The organism is Paenibacillus pasadenensis (assembly GCF_023715725.1).
GTDB lineage: Bacteria > Bacillota > Bacilli > Paenibacillales > Paenibacillaceae > Paenibacillus_O > Paenibacillus_O pasadenensis_A.
The window spans coordinates 165,507-181,499 of sequence record NZ_JAMBOT010000004.1 but is presented as its reverse complement, the minus strand read 5'-3'; the positions used below and the strand labels follow the sequence as shown (position 1 = coordinate 181,499).

Here is a 15,993-nt window from a genome sequence, read left to right as displayed (position 1 = left end):
CGTCATGGGAGTTCAACTCACCTAAGGCGGCCGGGAAGGCAGGTACTGCGATGGAAGTTGTCAAAATATCCCCGCGGGGCTATTGCTACGGGGTTGTTGATGCGATGGTGCTGGCACTGCAAACGGCGCGCAACCTTGATTTGCCCCGCCCGATCTATATACTCGGCATGATCGTGCATAACGCGCATGTCACCGACGCCTTCAAGGAAGAGGGCATCATTACGCTGGACGGCGAAAACCGGCTGGACATTTTGGAACAGGTAGAGTCCGGCACGATTATTTTTACTGCACACGGCGTATCGCCGGAAGTTCGCCGCAGGGCGAAGGAGAAAGGGCTCACGGTTGTTGATGCGACCTGCCCCGACGTGACCAAAACGCATGATCTCATTCGCGAGAAAACAGCAGAGAATTACGAAATCATCTATATCGGCAAAAAGGGCCACCCGGAGCCGGAAGGCGCTGTTGGCGTTGCGCCCGATCGGGTTCATCTAATCGAGCGCGATGCGGATATCGACCTGCTCGAAGTATCCGGCGAGCGGATTCTTATAACGAATCAGACCACGATGTCGCAATGGGATATTCGCCATCTGATTAGCCGTCTGCTGGAGAAATACCCGCATGCGGAAATTCATAACGAAATTTGCCTTGCCACTCAAGTTCGCCAAGAGGCAGTTGCGGATCAGGCCGGGCAAGCCGAGCTGACGATCGTCGTGGGCGATCCCCGCAGCAACAACTCCAATCGGCTGGCTCAAGTGTCGGAGGAGATTTCCGGCGTTCCGGCTTACCGCATATCGGATCTGTCCGAGCTGAACCTGGATTGGCTGAAGGGCAAACAACGCGTTTCCGTCACCTCCGGGGCTTCGACACCAACGCCGCTTACACGCGAGGTCATTCAATTTTTGGAGCAGTACGACGAAAGCAACCCGGACACCTGGGAGCTTAAGCGCACAGTCGATATGGCGAAGCTGCTGCCGAAAGTCAAAGCGAAGTCGGGCGCGTAATGAAATCGCATCGGGCGACGTCCGGCTTAACGCCGGCCAAATTCCGCTCCTTGCCAAGAAGCGCTAAGCGCTGGGCCCGGCTCAAGCTGCTGCAGCTGCTGCGGGCTCCAGGGGGCGCAACCTTTGTGGCGATGGGTTTTTCAGTCGGCTTTTTTTGCGAGATGTTCACGCTGCCCACGTACGGGCTCGCTTTTTTTCTGATTTTTCCGCTTGTCTATTTGCTGCGGGGCAGCCTGGCAGGAGCTCTGGTCGGTTTTGCGCTCGGTAAAATCATTTATTTGCCGCTGGTGTATTTGCATAAAGCCGTTGGCGGATGGGTGCTGCCATCGCATATGGAGGTGCATCTGCCGCTCGTGGGCGACAAGTTTAACCATATGCTGCTTCTGAATTTGAAGCTGATTGTGGGTGGCATTGTGGACGGATTATGGATCGGCGCGCTGCTGTTCATAACAGTCCGCTCGGTTCTTGTTTATGTGAAGGCCAAGCGCAAGGAGCGCCGCCGTATGCGCCGGATTTCGGCTGCTCCTGCAGAGATTTGAGTAGTATAAGTACGGTACAGCCTCCATTCGTGGAGGCTTTTTTGTTCATGAAGGGTTCATTTTACAATTATAGGATAAGCTCAGAACCTGATTGATGAGGAGTGAAGCCTTCATGGATGATAACCGGATGATAGAGAGCGAGGGCCGTTCAAGGCGGCATTTTACGGTTGATTACTGGCTGGCTGCAGCAATTGCGGTTGCGGCATGTTTAAGTTTGTACGGAATTTGGAACGAGGCGTACTCCAATACTTACTACACAACAGCTGTCGGAAGCATGCTACAGAGCTGGCACAACTTTTTCTTTGGATCGCTGGATTCGGCAGGCTCGGTCACGGTTGATAAACCGCCGCTGGTGCTATGGATTCAGACAGCCTTTGCTTTTGTATTTGGCCTGCATGGCTGGAGCGTTATTTTGCCGCAAGCATTGGCTTTTATCGCCACGGTGCCTCTAATCTATCTGTGCGTCAAACCAACCTTCGGCACTTTAGCTGCACGGTGCGCGGCTATTGCCATGGCGCTTACTCCGGTAGCGGTCTCGGTGGCCCGTACGAATAATATGGATGCCATGGTCGTGTTTGCGTTAGTGCTTGCCGCCTGGTTTTTGCTGCGGGGCATTCGCGAACAGCGTACCGGCAGTCTGATTGCCGCCTTTGCGCTGATCGGTGTTGCCTTCAACATGAAAATGCTGCAAGCGTACATGGTGCTGCCTGCTTTTTTCTTGCTTTATGTTTTGGGCGTCAGGTGGCTGAGAACGGCCCGAAAATACTCCATTTTGGCCGTATGTACGGGTGTTATGCTGCTCATTTCCGTATCTTGGGCCGTAGTTGTGGATGCAATTCCGGCAGACAAACGCCCTTATATTGGAAGCAGCGAGACCAACTCCGTGCTGGAGCTGGCGTTTGGTTATAACGGCGTATCCCGGCTGACGGGGGATAATATCGGAGGTCCAAACGGAACCGGAACAAAAATAATCGATCCTGGCAGCGGCGATGCGGGACAAAACGGTGGCGGGCAGCTCCAAGAAAATCCGCCGCAGGGGACTAATCCTTCAAATGAAGACGGCCGGATGCGGATGGGCGGCTCGGGTATGGACATTGAGCCAGGCATGCCGGGAGACGTAGCTCCGATGGCTGGCGGCATGTTTGGCAGCGGTAAAAAAGGCCCGTTGCGCCTGTTTCAAAGCGGGCTGTCGGGCCAGGCGAGCTGGCTGCTGCCCTTTGCGCTGCTATCGGCGCTGGCGCTGCTGATTAGCTTCAGATGGAGAGGGATGACGGCCAAGCATAAAGAAGCGCTGTTCTGGCTTGCCTGGCTTATACCGGTCGGCGCGTTTTTTAGCGTAGCAGGCTTTATGCACGAATATTATCTCATCATGCTCGCTCCGCCAATTGCCGCTCTTGCGGGGGCGGGTGCGGCGCACATGTGGAGCAAGTACAGAGAAAGCGCCGGTTGGCAGGCTTGGCTGCTGCCCGTTGCCGTCGCTGTAACGGGATTGTTTCAATGGTATATTCTTCAAGCTTACGAGGATACGATTGGCATTGGCTGGTCGATTGCCGCAGCGGCTCTTGGCCTGCTGGGAGCTTTGTTTCTTGCGGCGCAGAACAGCGATAAGCGGGCAGGCTCCAGAACTATTTTTGCGCTTAGTTTAGCTGTGCTGCTCATCGGGCCAGCATACTGGTCGGCAACGCCAATCGTTTACGGCCAAAACAGCATGATTCCCAAGGCCGGGCCTGGCGGCGGGAACGGGGGCATGGGCATGCAATTCAGTGTTGCGGAGATGGGGAACGGTAATGGCGGACGCGGCGGCTCTCAAAGCAATCAATGGCCTTCAAGGAATAACGGACAGGACGATGGACGCACGATGCCGGACGGACAGCAGATGACTCCGCCTGACGGGCAGATGACCCCGCCTGACGGGCAGAAGACGCCGCCAAACGGGCAGCAGGGTTTGATGCGGCCTGTCGGAAACATGACGCTTGGAGGCCCGGAGGCCGCCGCAGCGGACAAAGGATTGCTGGAGTTTTTGCGGAGCAATCAGACAACCGATTATTTGCTTGCGGTCATGGACTATTCGACTGCAGCGCCATATATTGTGAAGGAAAAAGAGAAGCTGGTCATTTTGCAGGGCTTCAAGAGCAGTGACCCGGTATATGATGAAGCGAAGCTCGAGGAGCTTGTCCGCTCCGGCAAAGTGAAGTATTTCCTAGTGCGTGACTTTATCCGCAGCGCTGCTGGTCGCGGCACTGGGAGCGATAAGCTGACGGGATGGATAAAAAAACACGGCAAACCGGTCGATAAAAGCCAGTACAGCTCCGGGAACGGGGAGAGCGCCGGCTCCGGCGAAGCTGTTCTATATGAAGTGACGCTGGATTAAACGATTGATATGACGAAGCCTTAACGCGCAGTCTGAATAGAAACCCCGCTTGCAAAGGTGCGCCCTGCAAGCGGGGTTTTTAATACCAAGCATTAAGGCAGCATAAGCTGAATAGGATACCAGAGGATGGAACTTGACGAAACCCTGCTTAATCATGTATAGTTACTTCATTGCATAAAAGCTTAAAAGCTTAAAAGCAAACAAGCTTTTAAGCGAACAAGTGAGAAAGTGCCAAGGGTTCCATCCTAAATTAAAGCGTCCACAAGGTTAAAGGAGAGTGCAGACCATGATCGTGATTACACAACCAACTATTACCGACGAGCGGATTGCCGAGATCGTCTCTCATATCGAGCGCGCAGGAGTTGCGGCTCATGTATCCCGCGGAACGGATCGTACCGTAATCGGAATTATCGGCAAAGCGGAGCCGACCTTGGCCGAGCACCTGCGCCAGCTGAAGGGTGTAGAGAATGTCGTTAAAATTTCCAAGTCCTACAAGCTGGCCAGCCGTGACTTTCATCCCGAGGACACGATTATCGACATCAAAGGCGTCAAGATCGGCGGCAGCAATCTTGTTATTATGGGCGGCCCTTGCGCGGTCGAGAATGAGGAGCAGATTGACGAGATTGCCCGCCTGGTGAAAGCGGCGGGAGGCCAGGTGCTGCGGGGCGGGGCGTTCAAGCCGCGCACGGGGCCGTACAGCTTCCAGGGCGTTGGCGTCGAAGGGCTCGAAATGATGCGCAAAGCCGGCGAGAAGCACGGCCTGCTGACGATTACGGAAGTCATGACGCCGGAGTATGTTGATATCTGTGCGGAGCATGCCGACATCTTGCAGGTAGGGACGCGCAATATGCAGAATTTTGATCTGCTCCGCAAGCTCGGCACGATTCAGACGCCAGTTCTGCTCAAGCGCGGATTCAGCAGCACCTACGATGAATTCCTGAATGCGGCTGAATACATTTTGGCCGGAGGCAATCCGAACGTTATGCTCTGCGAGCGCGGCATCCGGACGTTCGAGACCTACACGCGCAATACGCTTGATCTGACGGCGATTCCGGTGCTGCAAGGTTTGAGCCATCTGCCTGTCATTTCCGATCCGAGCCATGGCACAGGCCGCAGAGAGCTTGTTGAGCCGATGGCCAAAGCATCGGTAGCGGCTGGAGCGAACGGTCTCATTATTGAAATGCATACCGATCCTGACAACTCCGCTACCGGCGACGGCGTACAATCGCTGTTCCCGGATCAATTCGCCCAGCTGCTTAAGGATCTGGAGAAGCTTGCGCCAATCGTCGGCAAGAATTTTGACACGAAAAAGGAAGAGGCGGAGGCATTTGCCGTCTGGCAGCGTTAATCGGGCCGAACAGAAGAGAGAGAAAGTAAACGCTTTCTTATAATTATGCAAAGATACGTATATCGACAAGGTTAAATATAAGGTTACAAACGTTCGTAAACATCCGTAAATCCTGTTTTTATTAAGGATTTACGGATGTTTATGTTTTTTGGTGCAAATAAAGATGCATATTGTATAAATGTTGTGAGTAATGCTTACACTTGTTCCAAAAATACCTGACATAGCTATTGACGGTGCTAATAGGGAGTTTTATAATAACTTCAAGGTTCAGGGCCAAAGTTGAACAATCTCGGTAATAATCAATGTTAACGTTCGGAAATGGAGGAAATTTCAGATGTCAGTTCAAGGTGTATTGGACAAAATCAAAGAAAATAACATCCAGTTTGTCGATTTCCGTTTTGTGGATCTTGCCGGCCGCGCTCACCACATTTCTCTTCCTGCGACGGAAGTAGATGGTGAAACTTTCGTAAATGGCGTTGCTTTTGACGGCTCCTCGATCCCGGGTTTCCGCGGCATCGAAGAATCTGACATGGTCATGATGCCCGATACGGAGTCGGTATTCGTAGATCCTTTCACCGATCATCCTACGTTGAACATCATGTGTAACATCCACACGCCAGACGGCGAGCGTTATGAGCGCGATCCGCGCAGCATCGCTCACAAGGCGGAAGAATACCTCCAATCCACGGGCATTGGCACGGCGGCGTTTTTTGCTCCCGAGTCCGAATTCTTCATCTTTGACGACGTGCGTTACGAAAGCTCCATGAATTCTTCTTTCTTCTCGGTTGACTCCGAGGAAGCGGCTTGGAATACGGGCCGTAAAGAAGAAGGCGGCAACCTCGGCTTTAAAGTCGGCGTTAAAGGCGGTTATGTGCCGGTTGCTCCAGTTGATACCCAACAAGATATCCGCAGCGAAATGTGCCGTCTGATGGCAGAAGCGGGTCTGCGCATCGAGCGCCATCACCACGAAGTGGCGACGGCAGGACAAGCGGAAATCAACTTCCGTTTCGACACGCTGACTAAAACGGCTGATAACCTGATGCTTTACAAATACATCGTGCACAACACGGCTCGCCAATACGGCAAAGTAGCTACGTTTATGCCTAAGCCGCTTTTCGGCGACAACGGCAGCGGCATGCACGTTCACCAATCGATCTTTAACGGCGACAGCCCGCTCTTCTATGAAAAAGGCGGCTACGCTAACCTGAGCGAAATGGCGCTGCATTACATCGGCGGCATTCTGCACCATGCCCCGGCTCTGATCGCTCTGACGAATCCGAGCACGAACTCGTTCAAACGCCTTGTTCCAGGCTACGAAGCGCCGGTTAACCTTGTATTCTCCAAAGGCAACCGTTCCGCAGCAGTTCGTATTCCGGTTGCAGCAGTTACGCCTAAAGGCTGCCGCATCGAGTTCCGTACGCCGGACTCCACGGCTAACCCTTACCTGAGCTTCGCGGCTATGCTGCTGGCAGGTCTGGACGGCGTTAAGCGCAAAATCGATCCTTCGGCTCTTGGATATGGCCCGTACGACAAAAACATCTACGATCTGTCCGACGCTGAGAAGCAAGAAATCCGCAGCGTTCCTGGCACGCTCGACGAAGCTCTGGACGCTCTGGAAGCCGATTCCGCGTTCCTTACGGAAACAGGCGTATTCAGCCAAGACTTCATCGACAACTACGTTGCTCTTAAGCGTCAAGAAGCAAAAGCAGTTGCAATCCGTGTTCATCCTTACGAGTACGGCCTCTACTTCGATTGCTAATTTTAACGCACTCATCCCTTCAAGGCTCCCCGACCGGGGAGCCTTGTTTGTTGTTCAACGGCTTACTTTGCAGCCAATAATGCCGATAAAAGGAAGAGAGCCGGCAATGCTGCCGGCAGCATTGCAGAAGGAAAGGGCGAATTCCGTTGCTGAAAAGTCTGCAGGTTCGAATCATCATTCTGTTCACGCTTTTTTTGCTGGTCTTTGGAGCCGTTTTGGGAGGAGTCGTGTACCTGTCATCCGCTCGGTTAGTGAATCAGTCGATCGCCGATCAGGCGCATCAAGCGGCTCAATACGCAGCCGAGCGCATCGATGTTCATGCATATTTGGAGCTGGCGAAGAGCAAGCAGGAGACGGCTTATTACAGTAAGCTGAGGGGCGAGCTGGACGAGCTTCGCAAGGCTATAGGTCTAAAGTATCTGTACACAATGAGCGGTCTTGAGGATGTATCCAGGCCGCCGTACGGCTATGTTGTTGACGGAATGCCTCTCGATGCGGAAGCTGAGGATTTTTCTCCGCTCGGCGAACCGGTAGAGGAGGGCGATCCGATGCTCCCGGTAGCATTCCAGGAAGGCAAGCCCCAAGTAGGCTCGCTAACGAAGGATGATGCCTACGGAGCGACGCTTACCGCCTATGTGCCGATTATGAATGAAGGTAACGTTATTGGCGTTGTCGGAGCGGATTTTGACGGGGATGCGGTATTCAGCCTCATGAACGACAATCGCAATCGTCTGCTGATGACCGGAGCAGCAATCTGGCTCGCCGCAGCCATTCTGCTGGCCATTGCGGCGCGTATGCTGCTCAAGCCTTTGCTCCGTCTGCAAGGGGCGATGGAGCAGGTGACCGCGGGTGATTTGACGGTTAGCCTGCATGTAAAGGGAGAGGACGAGATCAGCCGGCTCGGCAGGGCGTTTCAGCGTATGACCCGTTTGCTGGCAGCAATGCTTGGCAGCCTGCAGGGCAGCTCGAGTGATGTTCGGGGAGAGGCTGGCCGGCTGGCCGCTGACGCCGCCGCTACAAGCGCTTCGCTTGACCGCATGACGGAGGCGCTTGGTCAATCGGCAGTCCGTTCAGCGGAGCAGTCGCGTCTGACAACCGAAACCGCGGCTGCAATCGGGGAAGTTGGCCAAGGCGCTCTTCGAATGGCCCAGGCGACGGTGGAAACGGCGGCTGCTGCGGAAGGCGCGAGCCGCTCCGCGTATGAAGGCGAGGAGGCCGCAGCGCGCGCTGCTCTGCAGCTGCAGCGGATGGAAGAGGGCATGAGACAGGCTTCAAAACAAGCCGAACGGCTCATGGCTCAAGCGGCCGAGACAGGTGAGATTGCGGGACTTATCCGAGGTATCGCCTCCCAGTCGGGGCTGCTTGCCCTGAACGCTTCTATAGAAGCGGCGCGCGCTGGAGAGCATGGACGGGGCTTCGACGTAGTCGCCAATCAGATGCGGAAGCTGGCGGACCAATCAGCCCATTCTGCAGCCGTTATTGCCGGGAAGATGGAGGCTATGCTGGCGGAGGCGGACGGAATGCTTCAAATTTCTCGTGTGCAGGCGGGAGAAATGGAGGACGGGCTTGCATCGGTGCGCCTCGCGTCGTCTTCGTTCGGCGCCATCCGCTCCGAGGTGGAGCGTGTGAACAGCCAGGTTCAGGAGCTGTCCGCGATATCCGAGCAGCTGTCGGCCGGAGCGGGACAAACGGCAGAAGCAGCAGCCCGCATGCAGCAGCTGTCCGGCGAGGAGGCGTTAAGCCTGCAGCGGCTCGCACAGGCTGCAGACGGGCAGCGGGAGGCTATGCACCGTCTGGCGGAGCTGGGAGGCCGGCTGGATGAGATGGCGATTCGCTTGGAACAGCTGTCCGGACAGATGAAGATATAGGCGGATTCCGCATCTGAATCTGTAAAATCCGAATGATGATTAGTCAGTATACGGTAAGCGTTCGTGTAATTGTCACTTGAAGGAATGAGTCAAACTTGATAAGATACTCATAACTTTACTGGAGCGTATCGTTCCAGCGACAGAGACAGGGGTGCTAGAATCGTGACGAAGAGAGCCTACAATTTTAATGCTGGACCGGCCGCACTGCCGCTTGAGGTATTGCAGCAAGCACAAGAGCAATTTGTCGATTACATGGGTGCTGGCATGTCCATTATGGAAATGTCCCACCGCAGCAAGGTGTTCGAAGGCGTTAACGATGAAGCCGATGCTCTGCTCCGCGAATTGCTGCAAATTCCGGACGATTACAGTGTAATGCTGCTGCAAGGCGGCGCAAGCACCCAGTTTGCAATGGTTCCGATGAATTTGCTGGCCTCAGGCCAAACGGCCGCATACGTCAACAGCGGAAGCTGGGCGAAAAAAGCGATTAAGGAAGCAAAGCTGATCGGGGAAACCCGTGTAGTGGCATCCGCAGAGGAATCCCGTTTTACGGCGATGCCGGACCTGTCCGCACTGGAGCTTTCGGAAAACACCGCTTATCTGCATGTCACTTCGAATGAAACGATCGAAGGCACTCAGCTGGCTGCTTTTCCGAATACAGGAGCGATTCCGCTCGTTGCCGATATGTCGAGCGATATTATGTCCCGTCCCCTTGACGTGAAGCAGTTCGGCCTCATCTATGCCGGAGCGCAAAAAAACCTCGGCCCATCCGGCGCGACGGTTGTCATTGCCCGCAACGATCTGATTGCCGCCAGTCCGGCAGGCATTCCGACGATGCTTCGCTACGACACCCATGCCAAGTCCAAATCGCTGTATAATACGCCGCCTTCTTTTGCCGTATATATGGTAGGCTTGGTGCTCAAGTGGATTAAAGGAAAAGGCGGGCTTGCCGCAGTTGAGCAGCTGAACCGCGATAAAACCGGTCTTATCTATGGAGCAATTGACGGCAGCAGCGGGTTCTACCGCGGCGTAGCCGAGGCTGGCAGCCGCTCTCTGATGAATGTGACGTTCCGTCTGCCATCCGAGGAGCTTGAGAAGCTGTTCGTTAAACAATCCGAAGAGCAAGGTTTTGTCGGCTTAAAAGGTCACCGCGACGTAGGCGGCCTGCGGGCTTCGACTTACAATGCGGTACCGCTTGAAAGCTGCCGTGCTCTGGCCGAATTCATGAAGGAATTCCAGCGCATTAACGGCTAACTTGCACGGCTGGCGCTTGCCTGTCCGTTCCGGGCGCGCAAGTGCCGGAAACAAAGCAACGCCCTTGCCGGGTTCTACTATCGGCAAGGGCGTTGTTTGTTCGTATGGGGGATGTTAGGCCAAAGCGCTCTGATCTTTGGGGTTAGGGCCAGTGAGCTTGTATCCGACGTTGCGGACCGTCATAATAAATTCCGGGGAGCGGGCGCTGCGTTCGATTTTTTCCCGCAGATGGCTAATATGAACGTCGACGATACGGGTATCGCCAAGGAAATGGTAATCCCATACCCCTTGCAGCAGCTGTTGGCGGCTCAGCACTTTGCCGCGATGGCGGCAGAGGAAGATAAGCAGCTCGAATTCTTTTGGAGTCAGCTCAACCGCTTCTCCGTTCAGACGAACCTCGCGTTGGCCGAGATCGACCCGTAGGGCACCGATTTCATAACTGACCTCCTCGTTAACTCCCGGATAAGCTTGAATACGCCGGAAGATCGCGGATATACGAGAGATAAGCTCCTGAGGGCTGAACGGCTTTGTCATATAGTCGTCGGCGCCATTGTCGAGGCCGGCGATGCGGTCCGTCACATCCTGCATAGCCGTGAGCATGACGATCGGCACAAAGTTTCCTCTGCGGCGAAGCTCTCGGCATACTTCGATGCCATCCATTTTGGGCAGCATCAGATCTAACACGATCAAGTCCGGGCGGAAGGTCTGAAGCCTGTCAAATACGGCCATGCCGTCATGCACAGAATGGACCTCATATCCGGCAAGGTTAAGGTTGAATTCAAGAAGCATGGAAATGGAAGGCTCGTCGTCAACGATGAGAACTTTTTTCTTCGTCATGCTGGATCGGGCTCCTTTACTCGTTGCTTGAGAAAAGTATATCTCCCTACCATAAAAGAGGAGTTAAGCACGCGTAAAAGCTGTGTAAAGGAACAGGGAAAAGGAAGCGGAATTGTAATCCAACTGTAAATACGACTCTACATTCAACTCTAAATTCACCGAAGAAGGAAGGTTTAGCCATGGCATTTCATATTGTGCTTGTCGAACCCGAGATTCCCGCTAATACCGGAAATATATCGCGCACCTGCGCGGCAACGGGAGCGCATCTGCATCTTGTGCGTCCGCTTGGCTTTGATACGGATGACCGTACGCTGAAACGTGCGGGACTTGATTATTGGCATGCGGTTAAGGTACACTACTACGACTCCTTCCAGGAGGTAAGGGACCGATTCCCTGAGGGGCGGTTTTTCTATGCCAGCACTAAAGCCCGCTTGCGTTATGATTCGGTCGCTTATCGCGACGGTGATCTGCTTGTTTTCGGCAAAGAAACAAAGGGGCTGCCTCCGGAACTCATTGAGGAAAATATGGATACTGCAATCCGCATGCCGATGACCGGCGATGTAAGATCGATGAATTTATCCAATTCTGCTGCGGTTATTTTGTTCGAGGCACTGCGCCAGAACGATTTTCCGGGGCTCGGATAACCGCCTTTTCCGATGGTGTTAACAAAACCGGATAAACTTGTACTATTCTAAGAAAGTCTTCCAAAGTGCAGGATTCTTGATGCAGGAAGCGAACAAAAGTAGCATAAGCATCCTAAGCCCTGTGACATTTTTGTCCGCCGAAGGGTTGGTTGTGACTAGATTTTCAGACATAAGGAGCGAAATACAACCGATGAAACCGGCTGGAGTCGTAAGAAAAGTCGATCAGCTTGGACGCATTGTGCTGCCCAAGTCGTTGCGCAAGCGTTACCAGATGAATGAGGGAGATCCTGTCGAAATTCTCGTGCAGGGCGATCATATTATTTTGGAGCGTTATCGCCCGCGCTGTGTGTTCTGCAGCTCGATGGAGGATGTACGGGAATTCAAAGAGCGTTACCTGTGTATGGAATGTATGACCGGAATGCTGCAAATCCGCCGCTAGGCGCTGTTTAACTGTCGCAAGGACGAAATGGAGCAAACGAAAAAGGCCATGCTTCCCGTATGAACGGGGCATGGCCTTTGTCTTTCTTGCCGGATCAGAGGAACCGGCTGAAGAGTTGTTGGCTAGATGCGAAAATCCGCAGCGTCTTACAGGCCTTTGGTCTTGTCGTCGTTGTAAGCCGCTGTCAAAATCGCGGTCAGGAACAGCAGCGACACAAGCATGACGACGATAAACGGTAAGGACATATGTAGCACCTCCGGACGAATTAATTTTATTATACCCAACTGGTTAAAAAAAGAAAACGATTCAAATTGTGAACAAGATGTGTCAGAGTTGCTGGCGATACTGGCCGGGAGAGCAGCCGGTATGCTTTTTGAACACTTTACTGAAGTATTTTTCATCCCCATAACCGACCTGCGACGCCACCTCGGCAACGCGAAGCCCGGCGGCAGCGAGCAGCTTGCGGGCCTTCTCCATTCTCAGGCTTTCGACGAATTCGCTGAGCGTTTGGCCGGTTTCCTGCTTGAAGCGGCGGCTGACATGCTCCCGGCTGAGGAAAAAGCGGGAGGCGAGCGTCTGCAGCGATAAGTCTTCCTCCAGATGGGCGTTAATATACGAGGTCATTTCGGCAATGATGCTGCGCTCCTGGCGGATGCGGCGCAAAATCGTCTCCAGCCAGTCCAGCAGCTGCAGCCTGAACTCTTTTTCCGTATCGTCGAGCAGCAGTTTGCCATCATCATTAAACACTAGCGGCATCGATCCTCCTGCTGCCATATCCTCATCCGGCGTAAATTCTTGAACAATCCGGGTGCGCATCAGCTCCAGCTGGCGGTCCCATAGCTGAACAGCCGCCGGCGTTACAGCTCCAGCCTGGCGCAGCCTTGCGAACCAATCCGACAAAGCCGCAGTCGCTTCTGCCGGATTGCGTACCTGCACCGATACGCGCAGCGCTTGCTCTAGCTCGCTTAAATGTAAAGAATGGCCGCTGGCCGGCAGCAGCTGGGCGTGGTGGACACGCTCCTTGGGCTGCAGCAGATTGCGGTACAGCAGCGCCGTCCGTGCTTCTTTGACGGAAGTCCATACGTCTTCCGCTTTTGCGGAAAGGCTGCCGACGCCAGCGTGCAGCTCCGCCTTAAGCGTCAGGGAAACCGCCTCAAGCATCTTCCTCGTCCGTTCTTCAATTCCATTCTGGCCGCTCCAGATTAAAGCTGTTATTTCATCCGATGTGTCGGAGGAGCGGAAAGCATAACCGCATTGCCATTCCGTGCGGAGCAAATCGTTCAATACGTTTATAATTGCAAACTCGAGCAGCTCGCGGTCGCCGCGAAACCGCCGGAGCAGCTTGTCCTGAATCGGGTACAGGCTGAGAACTACAGCCTGCATTGGCGCTTCGGGAGGAAACCCGCTGAACTCGACGCGGAGCTGCTCTGCAGCCGCTTCCGCCTCTTGCGCTCCAGATGCCAGCTTGCCAAACAGATGGCTCCAATACACGGGTTTGTACTGATTAAGGGCGATTCCGCTTTCCACCTGCCTCTGCTTTTCCTGCGTTTCCAGCCTCCACTCCTCCAGAGCGCGCTGCACCGCTTCATTCAGCTGGTCAGGATCAATCGGCTTCAATATATAGTCTCTACCGCCATATTTCATCGTTTTGCGGACATAATCAAAATCGTTATAGCCGCTAATTGCGATGACCTTGCTTTGCGGATGATGCGTGCTGACCCATTCCATGAACCGGAGTCCGTTTGTAATCGGCATGTGGATGTCCGTCAGAATCAGCACTGGAATATATTCATCAACAAGCAGCTTCGCTGCCTCGCCGTTATCTGCCTCTAATAGTCTGGAAACGCCCAGAGCATCCCAGTCAACGAGCAGCTTGACCGCTTCACGCGCATGGCTTTCGTCGTCAACGATTAACACATTCATGATGGTTCTCTCCTATCTAAGGTGTGTCTGCTGCCGGAATAAAAAGGATAACGGTTAATCCGCCCAGCGGCTCCTGACCGCTTTCGAGCCGAATCGCTGCGTTCTCCCCGCAGTGGAGCTTTAGGCGTGACGCGACGTTAGCCAGGCCGATATGACCGGCAATATGGAGACTGTCTTCATCCGTACGCAAGAGGCTGTTTTGCAGCTGCTCCAGCTTTTCTGCTGAAATGCCAGGCCCGTTGTCGGCTATTTCTACCCGAGCCATGCCGTCGGCCTGATAGCAGCGAATGGAGACATGCACTTCGCCGCCAGCAGGGTCAAAAGCATGCTTGAATACATTTTCCACTATCGGCTGAATAACCATGCGCGGTATAAAAGTACCCGCTGCTTCGGGATCAACTGCAATTTCATAGGTCAGCTTGTCGTCAAAACGATGTCTCTGCAGCTCCAGGTAGGAGCGGGTATGATCAATTTCCTGGGAAATAACGACAAATTCCTCGGCGGTATTCATGGAATAACGCATCATTTTGCCGAGCTGCATAATGAGCTTGTACAGATCGGGAACGCCTCGTTTCAGTGCTGTCGTCCCGATTGACTGCAGCGCGTTGTACAGAAAATGCGGATGGACCTGAGCCTGCAGCGCCTTCAGCTGATTTGTTTTGTTGGCAAGCTCAAGCTTGTATTCCCGCAGCACCAGATTATTAATGGTTTCCATCATCATCCGAAAACGGCGGGCCAACTGGCCGATCTCATCCGCTTGATCCAGATGAATGTTCGTATCGAGCTGGCCGGATTGAATTTGACTTACATATCCGGTTAATTGCTTGATTGGCCGGGTAATCCAAAATGAGATGAGCAGCGTGGCAAGCGATACAAGCAGCAAGGAACCGAGCAGCACAATCGTGTTCACCTGCGTTACGCCGTTTGTAATCCGCATTAACGCGGAATCCGGAATGCGTTTGACAAGTGTCCATTGCTGCTCTCCGGCGGCAATCTGTTCAAAAATAAAAATACCCTGATCCGGAGACTGACTTAGACGTTTGGCTCCAATTGCCGTATCGCTTCGCTCCTCGGAAGCCCATTTGGCGGACTCCGCCAGCAGCTCGGCTGTCCATTCCGCATCAAGCTTAAGGCCGCGCCTGTCGGGATCGGGCCCGTAGATGATCGTACCGTCGGGAGAGAGCAGATAAACCTCCTCGCCCTTATCCGGCTGGTAGAGCTGTCCGGCAATGGAATTAATCACTTCCGGGGTAACGTCGATAGCAAGCGTGCCAATCAATTCATCGCTAGGAATCCGGTAAAGCGGTCTAACGACAGTAATGACCGGCCGGGCCAAAAAAGGAGGTGCAGCCAAAATGCCGTAATTGCTGCTCATATGCAGCGGGCGTATGGTGTAATTGACTCCTTCAGGAAGCGTCGTTCCGGGGGCGTTAATGATTTGCGGATTTCGCTTATACTGCCCCTTGGAAAACAGAAACCCCCGCTCCGCTTTAGGAGAGTGAAGATAAACCTGGTAAATTTCCTTAACCGTGTTCGCCATTATTTGCAGGCTGACAAAGATCTGATTATCCGTCAAATAATCGCTGCGTCCCGTCTCAAGCGTACGGTAAAGCGTCGTATCGGAATAAGGTGCAAGCGACGTTTGAAAGAGGGACTGAAAGTAATAGTCCAGATTCGTCTTGCCCTGATAAAGCAAGTTGGAATTTTGCCGGATGTTGTCGTCCTCTACAAATGCGGCTGTGCGCGTATTCGTTATGATGATGGAGGCGAGCATGGGAATGCCGATCGCAAGCAGAAGAATAACGGTCAGCTTTGTGCGGATGCTTCGCCTGATCCAATAAAATTTCACTGTGGTGTGCTCTCCTTTACCAGATCCAGCTTTAAATGAGGCCGAAGCTTACGGTTCGATTATAGCGGGAGCAGCGAGCCGCATCAATATTTTACACCTTTCCTGTCATCATACTCGGTGGGAGGCCTCGTCTGTAGAGCGTATACTGGACAAAAATGAGCAAG

General features: G+C 53.6%; 12 protein-coding genes. 9 read left to right on the top strand and 3 right to left on the bottom strand.

Translation table 11 applies throughout. The annotated features are described in order from the left end of the window. Positions 1–50 precede the first annotated feature (50 nt). From M3223_RS12225 to serC, 7 genes are all read left to right on the top strand, one after another. The gene (locus M3223_RS12225; protein ID WP_251561752.1) at positions 51–1,001 is read left to right on the top strand and encodes a 4-hydroxy-3-methylbut-2-enyl diphosphate reductase; all 951 of its coding nucleotides are present in this window, start codon (positions 51–53) and stop codon (positions 999–1,001) included. Continuing rightward, positions 1,001–1,540, top strand: a complete 540-nt coding sequence (locus M3223_RS12220) for a DUF2062 domain-containing protein (RefSeq protein WP_251561750.1) — start codon at positions 1,001–1,003, stop codon at positions 1,538–1,540. The genes M3223_RS12225 and M3223_RS12220 overlap by 1 nt, the downstream gene beginning before the upstream one ends. A 112-nt stretch (positions 1,541–1,652) precedes the next feature. Continuing rightward, on the top strand, positions 1,653–3,911 hold the full coding sequence (locus M3223_RS12215; protein WP_251561747.1) for a glycosyltransferase family 39 protein: 2,259 nt from the start codon (positions 1,653–1,655) through the stop codon (positions 3,909–3,911). Between the two features lie 286 nt (positions 3,912–4,197). Beyond that, the gene (aroF, locus tag M3223_RS12210; RefSeq protein WP_251561745.1) at positions 4,198–5,259 is read left to right on the top strand and encodes a 3-deoxy-7-phosphoheptulonate synthase; all 1,062 of its coding nucleotides are present in this window, start codon (positions 4,198–4,200) and stop codon (positions 5,257–5,259) included. A gap of 334 nt (positions 5,260–5,593) precedes the next feature. After that, complete coding sequence (gene glnA / locus M3223_RS12205; protein ID WP_251561743.1) at positions 5,594–7,018, top strand: type I glutamate--ammonia ligase; 1,425 nt, start codon at positions 5,594–5,596, stop codon at positions 7,016–7,018. Between the two features lie 146 nt (positions 7,019–7,164). Continuing rightward, on the top strand, positions 7,165–8,886 hold the full coding sequence (locus M3223_RS12200; protein WP_251561741.1) for a methyl-accepting chemotaxis protein: 1,722 nt from the start codon (positions 7,165–7,167) through the stop codon (positions 8,884–8,886). 162 nt (positions 8,887–9,048) lie between these two features. Further along, positions 9,049–10,137 carry a 3-phosphoserine/phosphohydroxythreonine transaminase gene (gene serC / locus M3223_RS12195; protein ID WP_251561739.1) on the top strand — a complete coding sequence of 363 codons (1,089 nt, stop codon included), beginning with the start codon at positions 9,049–9,051 and terminating at the stop codon, positions 10,135–10,137. 114 nt (positions 10,138–10,251) lie between these two features. Here serC and M3223_RS12190 read toward each other — a convergent pair whose 3' ends face one another. Continuing rightward, positions 10,252–10,974 (bottom strand): response regulator transcription factor, encoded by a 723-nt coding sequence (locus M3223_RS12190; RefSeq protein ID WP_251561736.1) that lies wholly within the window; start codon positions 10,972–10,974, stop codon positions 10,252–10,254. A gap of 179 nt (positions 10,975–11,153) precedes the next feature. Between M3223_RS12190 and trmL the strand changes: the two genes are divergently transcribed. Both trmL and M3223_RS12180 read left to right on the top strand, forming a co-directional pair. After that, positions 11,154–11,618, top strand: a complete 465-nt coding sequence (trmL, locus tag M3223_RS12185) for a tRNA (uridine(34)/cytosine(34)/5-carboxymethylaminomethyluridine(34)-2'-O)-methyltransferase TrmL (protein WP_251561734.1) — start codon at positions 11,154–11,156, stop codon at positions 11,616–11,618. Positions 11,619–11,808: 190 nt separating this feature from the next. Continuing rightward, complete coding sequence (locus M3223_RS12180) at positions 11,809–12,057, top strand: AbrB/MazE/SpoVT family DNA-binding domain-containing protein (protein WP_251561732.1); 249 nt, start codon at positions 11,809–11,811, stop codon at positions 12,055–12,057. Positions 12,058–12,384: 327 nt separating this feature from the next. Here the strand turns inward: M3223_RS12180 and M3223_RS12175 are convergent, their stop codons facing one another. Continuing rightward, positions 12,385–13,980 carry a helix-turn-helix domain-containing protein gene (locus tag M3223_RS12175; RefSeq protein WP_251561730.1) on the bottom strand — a complete coding sequence of 532 codons (1,596 nt, stop codon included), beginning with the start codon at positions 13,978–13,980 and terminating at the stop codon, positions 12,385–12,387. A gap of 16 nt (positions 13,981–13,996) precedes the next feature. Beyond that, the gene (locus M3223_RS24495; protein ID WP_251561728.1) at positions 13,997–15,829 is read right to left on the bottom strand and encodes a cache domain-containing sensor histidine kinase; all 1,833 of its coding nucleotides are present in this window, start codon (positions 15,827–15,829) and stop codon (positions 13,997–13,999) included. Positions 15,830–15,993: the final 164 nt, after the last annotated feature.

Bases quoted from the DNA above. Each gene is read 5' to 3' on its own strand.
- glnA (WP_251561743.1), top strand. From the start codon at position 5,594: ATGTCAGTTCAAGGTGTATTGGACAAAATCAAAGAAAATAACATCCAG.
- M3223_RS12225 (WP_251561752.1), top strand. From the start codon at position 51: ATGGAAGTTGTCAAAATATCCCCGCGGGGCTATTGCTACGGGGTTGTT.
- aroF (WP_251561745.1), top strand. From the start codon at position 4,198: ATGATCGTGATTACACAACCAACTATTACCGACGAGCGGATTGCCGAG.
- trmL (WP_251561734.1), top strand. From the start codon at position 11,154: ATGGCATTTCATATTGTGCTTGTCGAACCCGAGATTCCCGCTAATACC.
- M3223_RS12190 (WP_251561736.1), bottom strand. From the start codon at position 10,974: ATGACGAAGAAAAAAGTTCTCATCGTTGACGACGAGCCTTCCATTTCC.
- M3223_RS12180 (WP_251561732.1), top strand. From the start codon at position 11,809: ATGAAACCGGCTGGAGTCGTAAGAAAAGTCGATCAGCTTGGACGCATT.
- M3223_RS12220 (WP_251561750.1), top strand. From the start codon at position 1,001: ATGAAATCGCATCGGGCGACGTCCGGCTTAACGCCGGCCAAATTCCGC.
- M3223_RS12215 (WP_251561747.1), top strand. From the start codon at position 1,653: ATGGATGATAACCGGATGATAGAGAGCGAGGGCCGTTCAAGGCGGCAT.
- M3223_RS12175 (WP_251561730.1), bottom strand. From the start codon at position 13,980: ATGAATGTGTTAATCGTTGACGACGAAAGCCATGCGCGTGAAGCGGTC.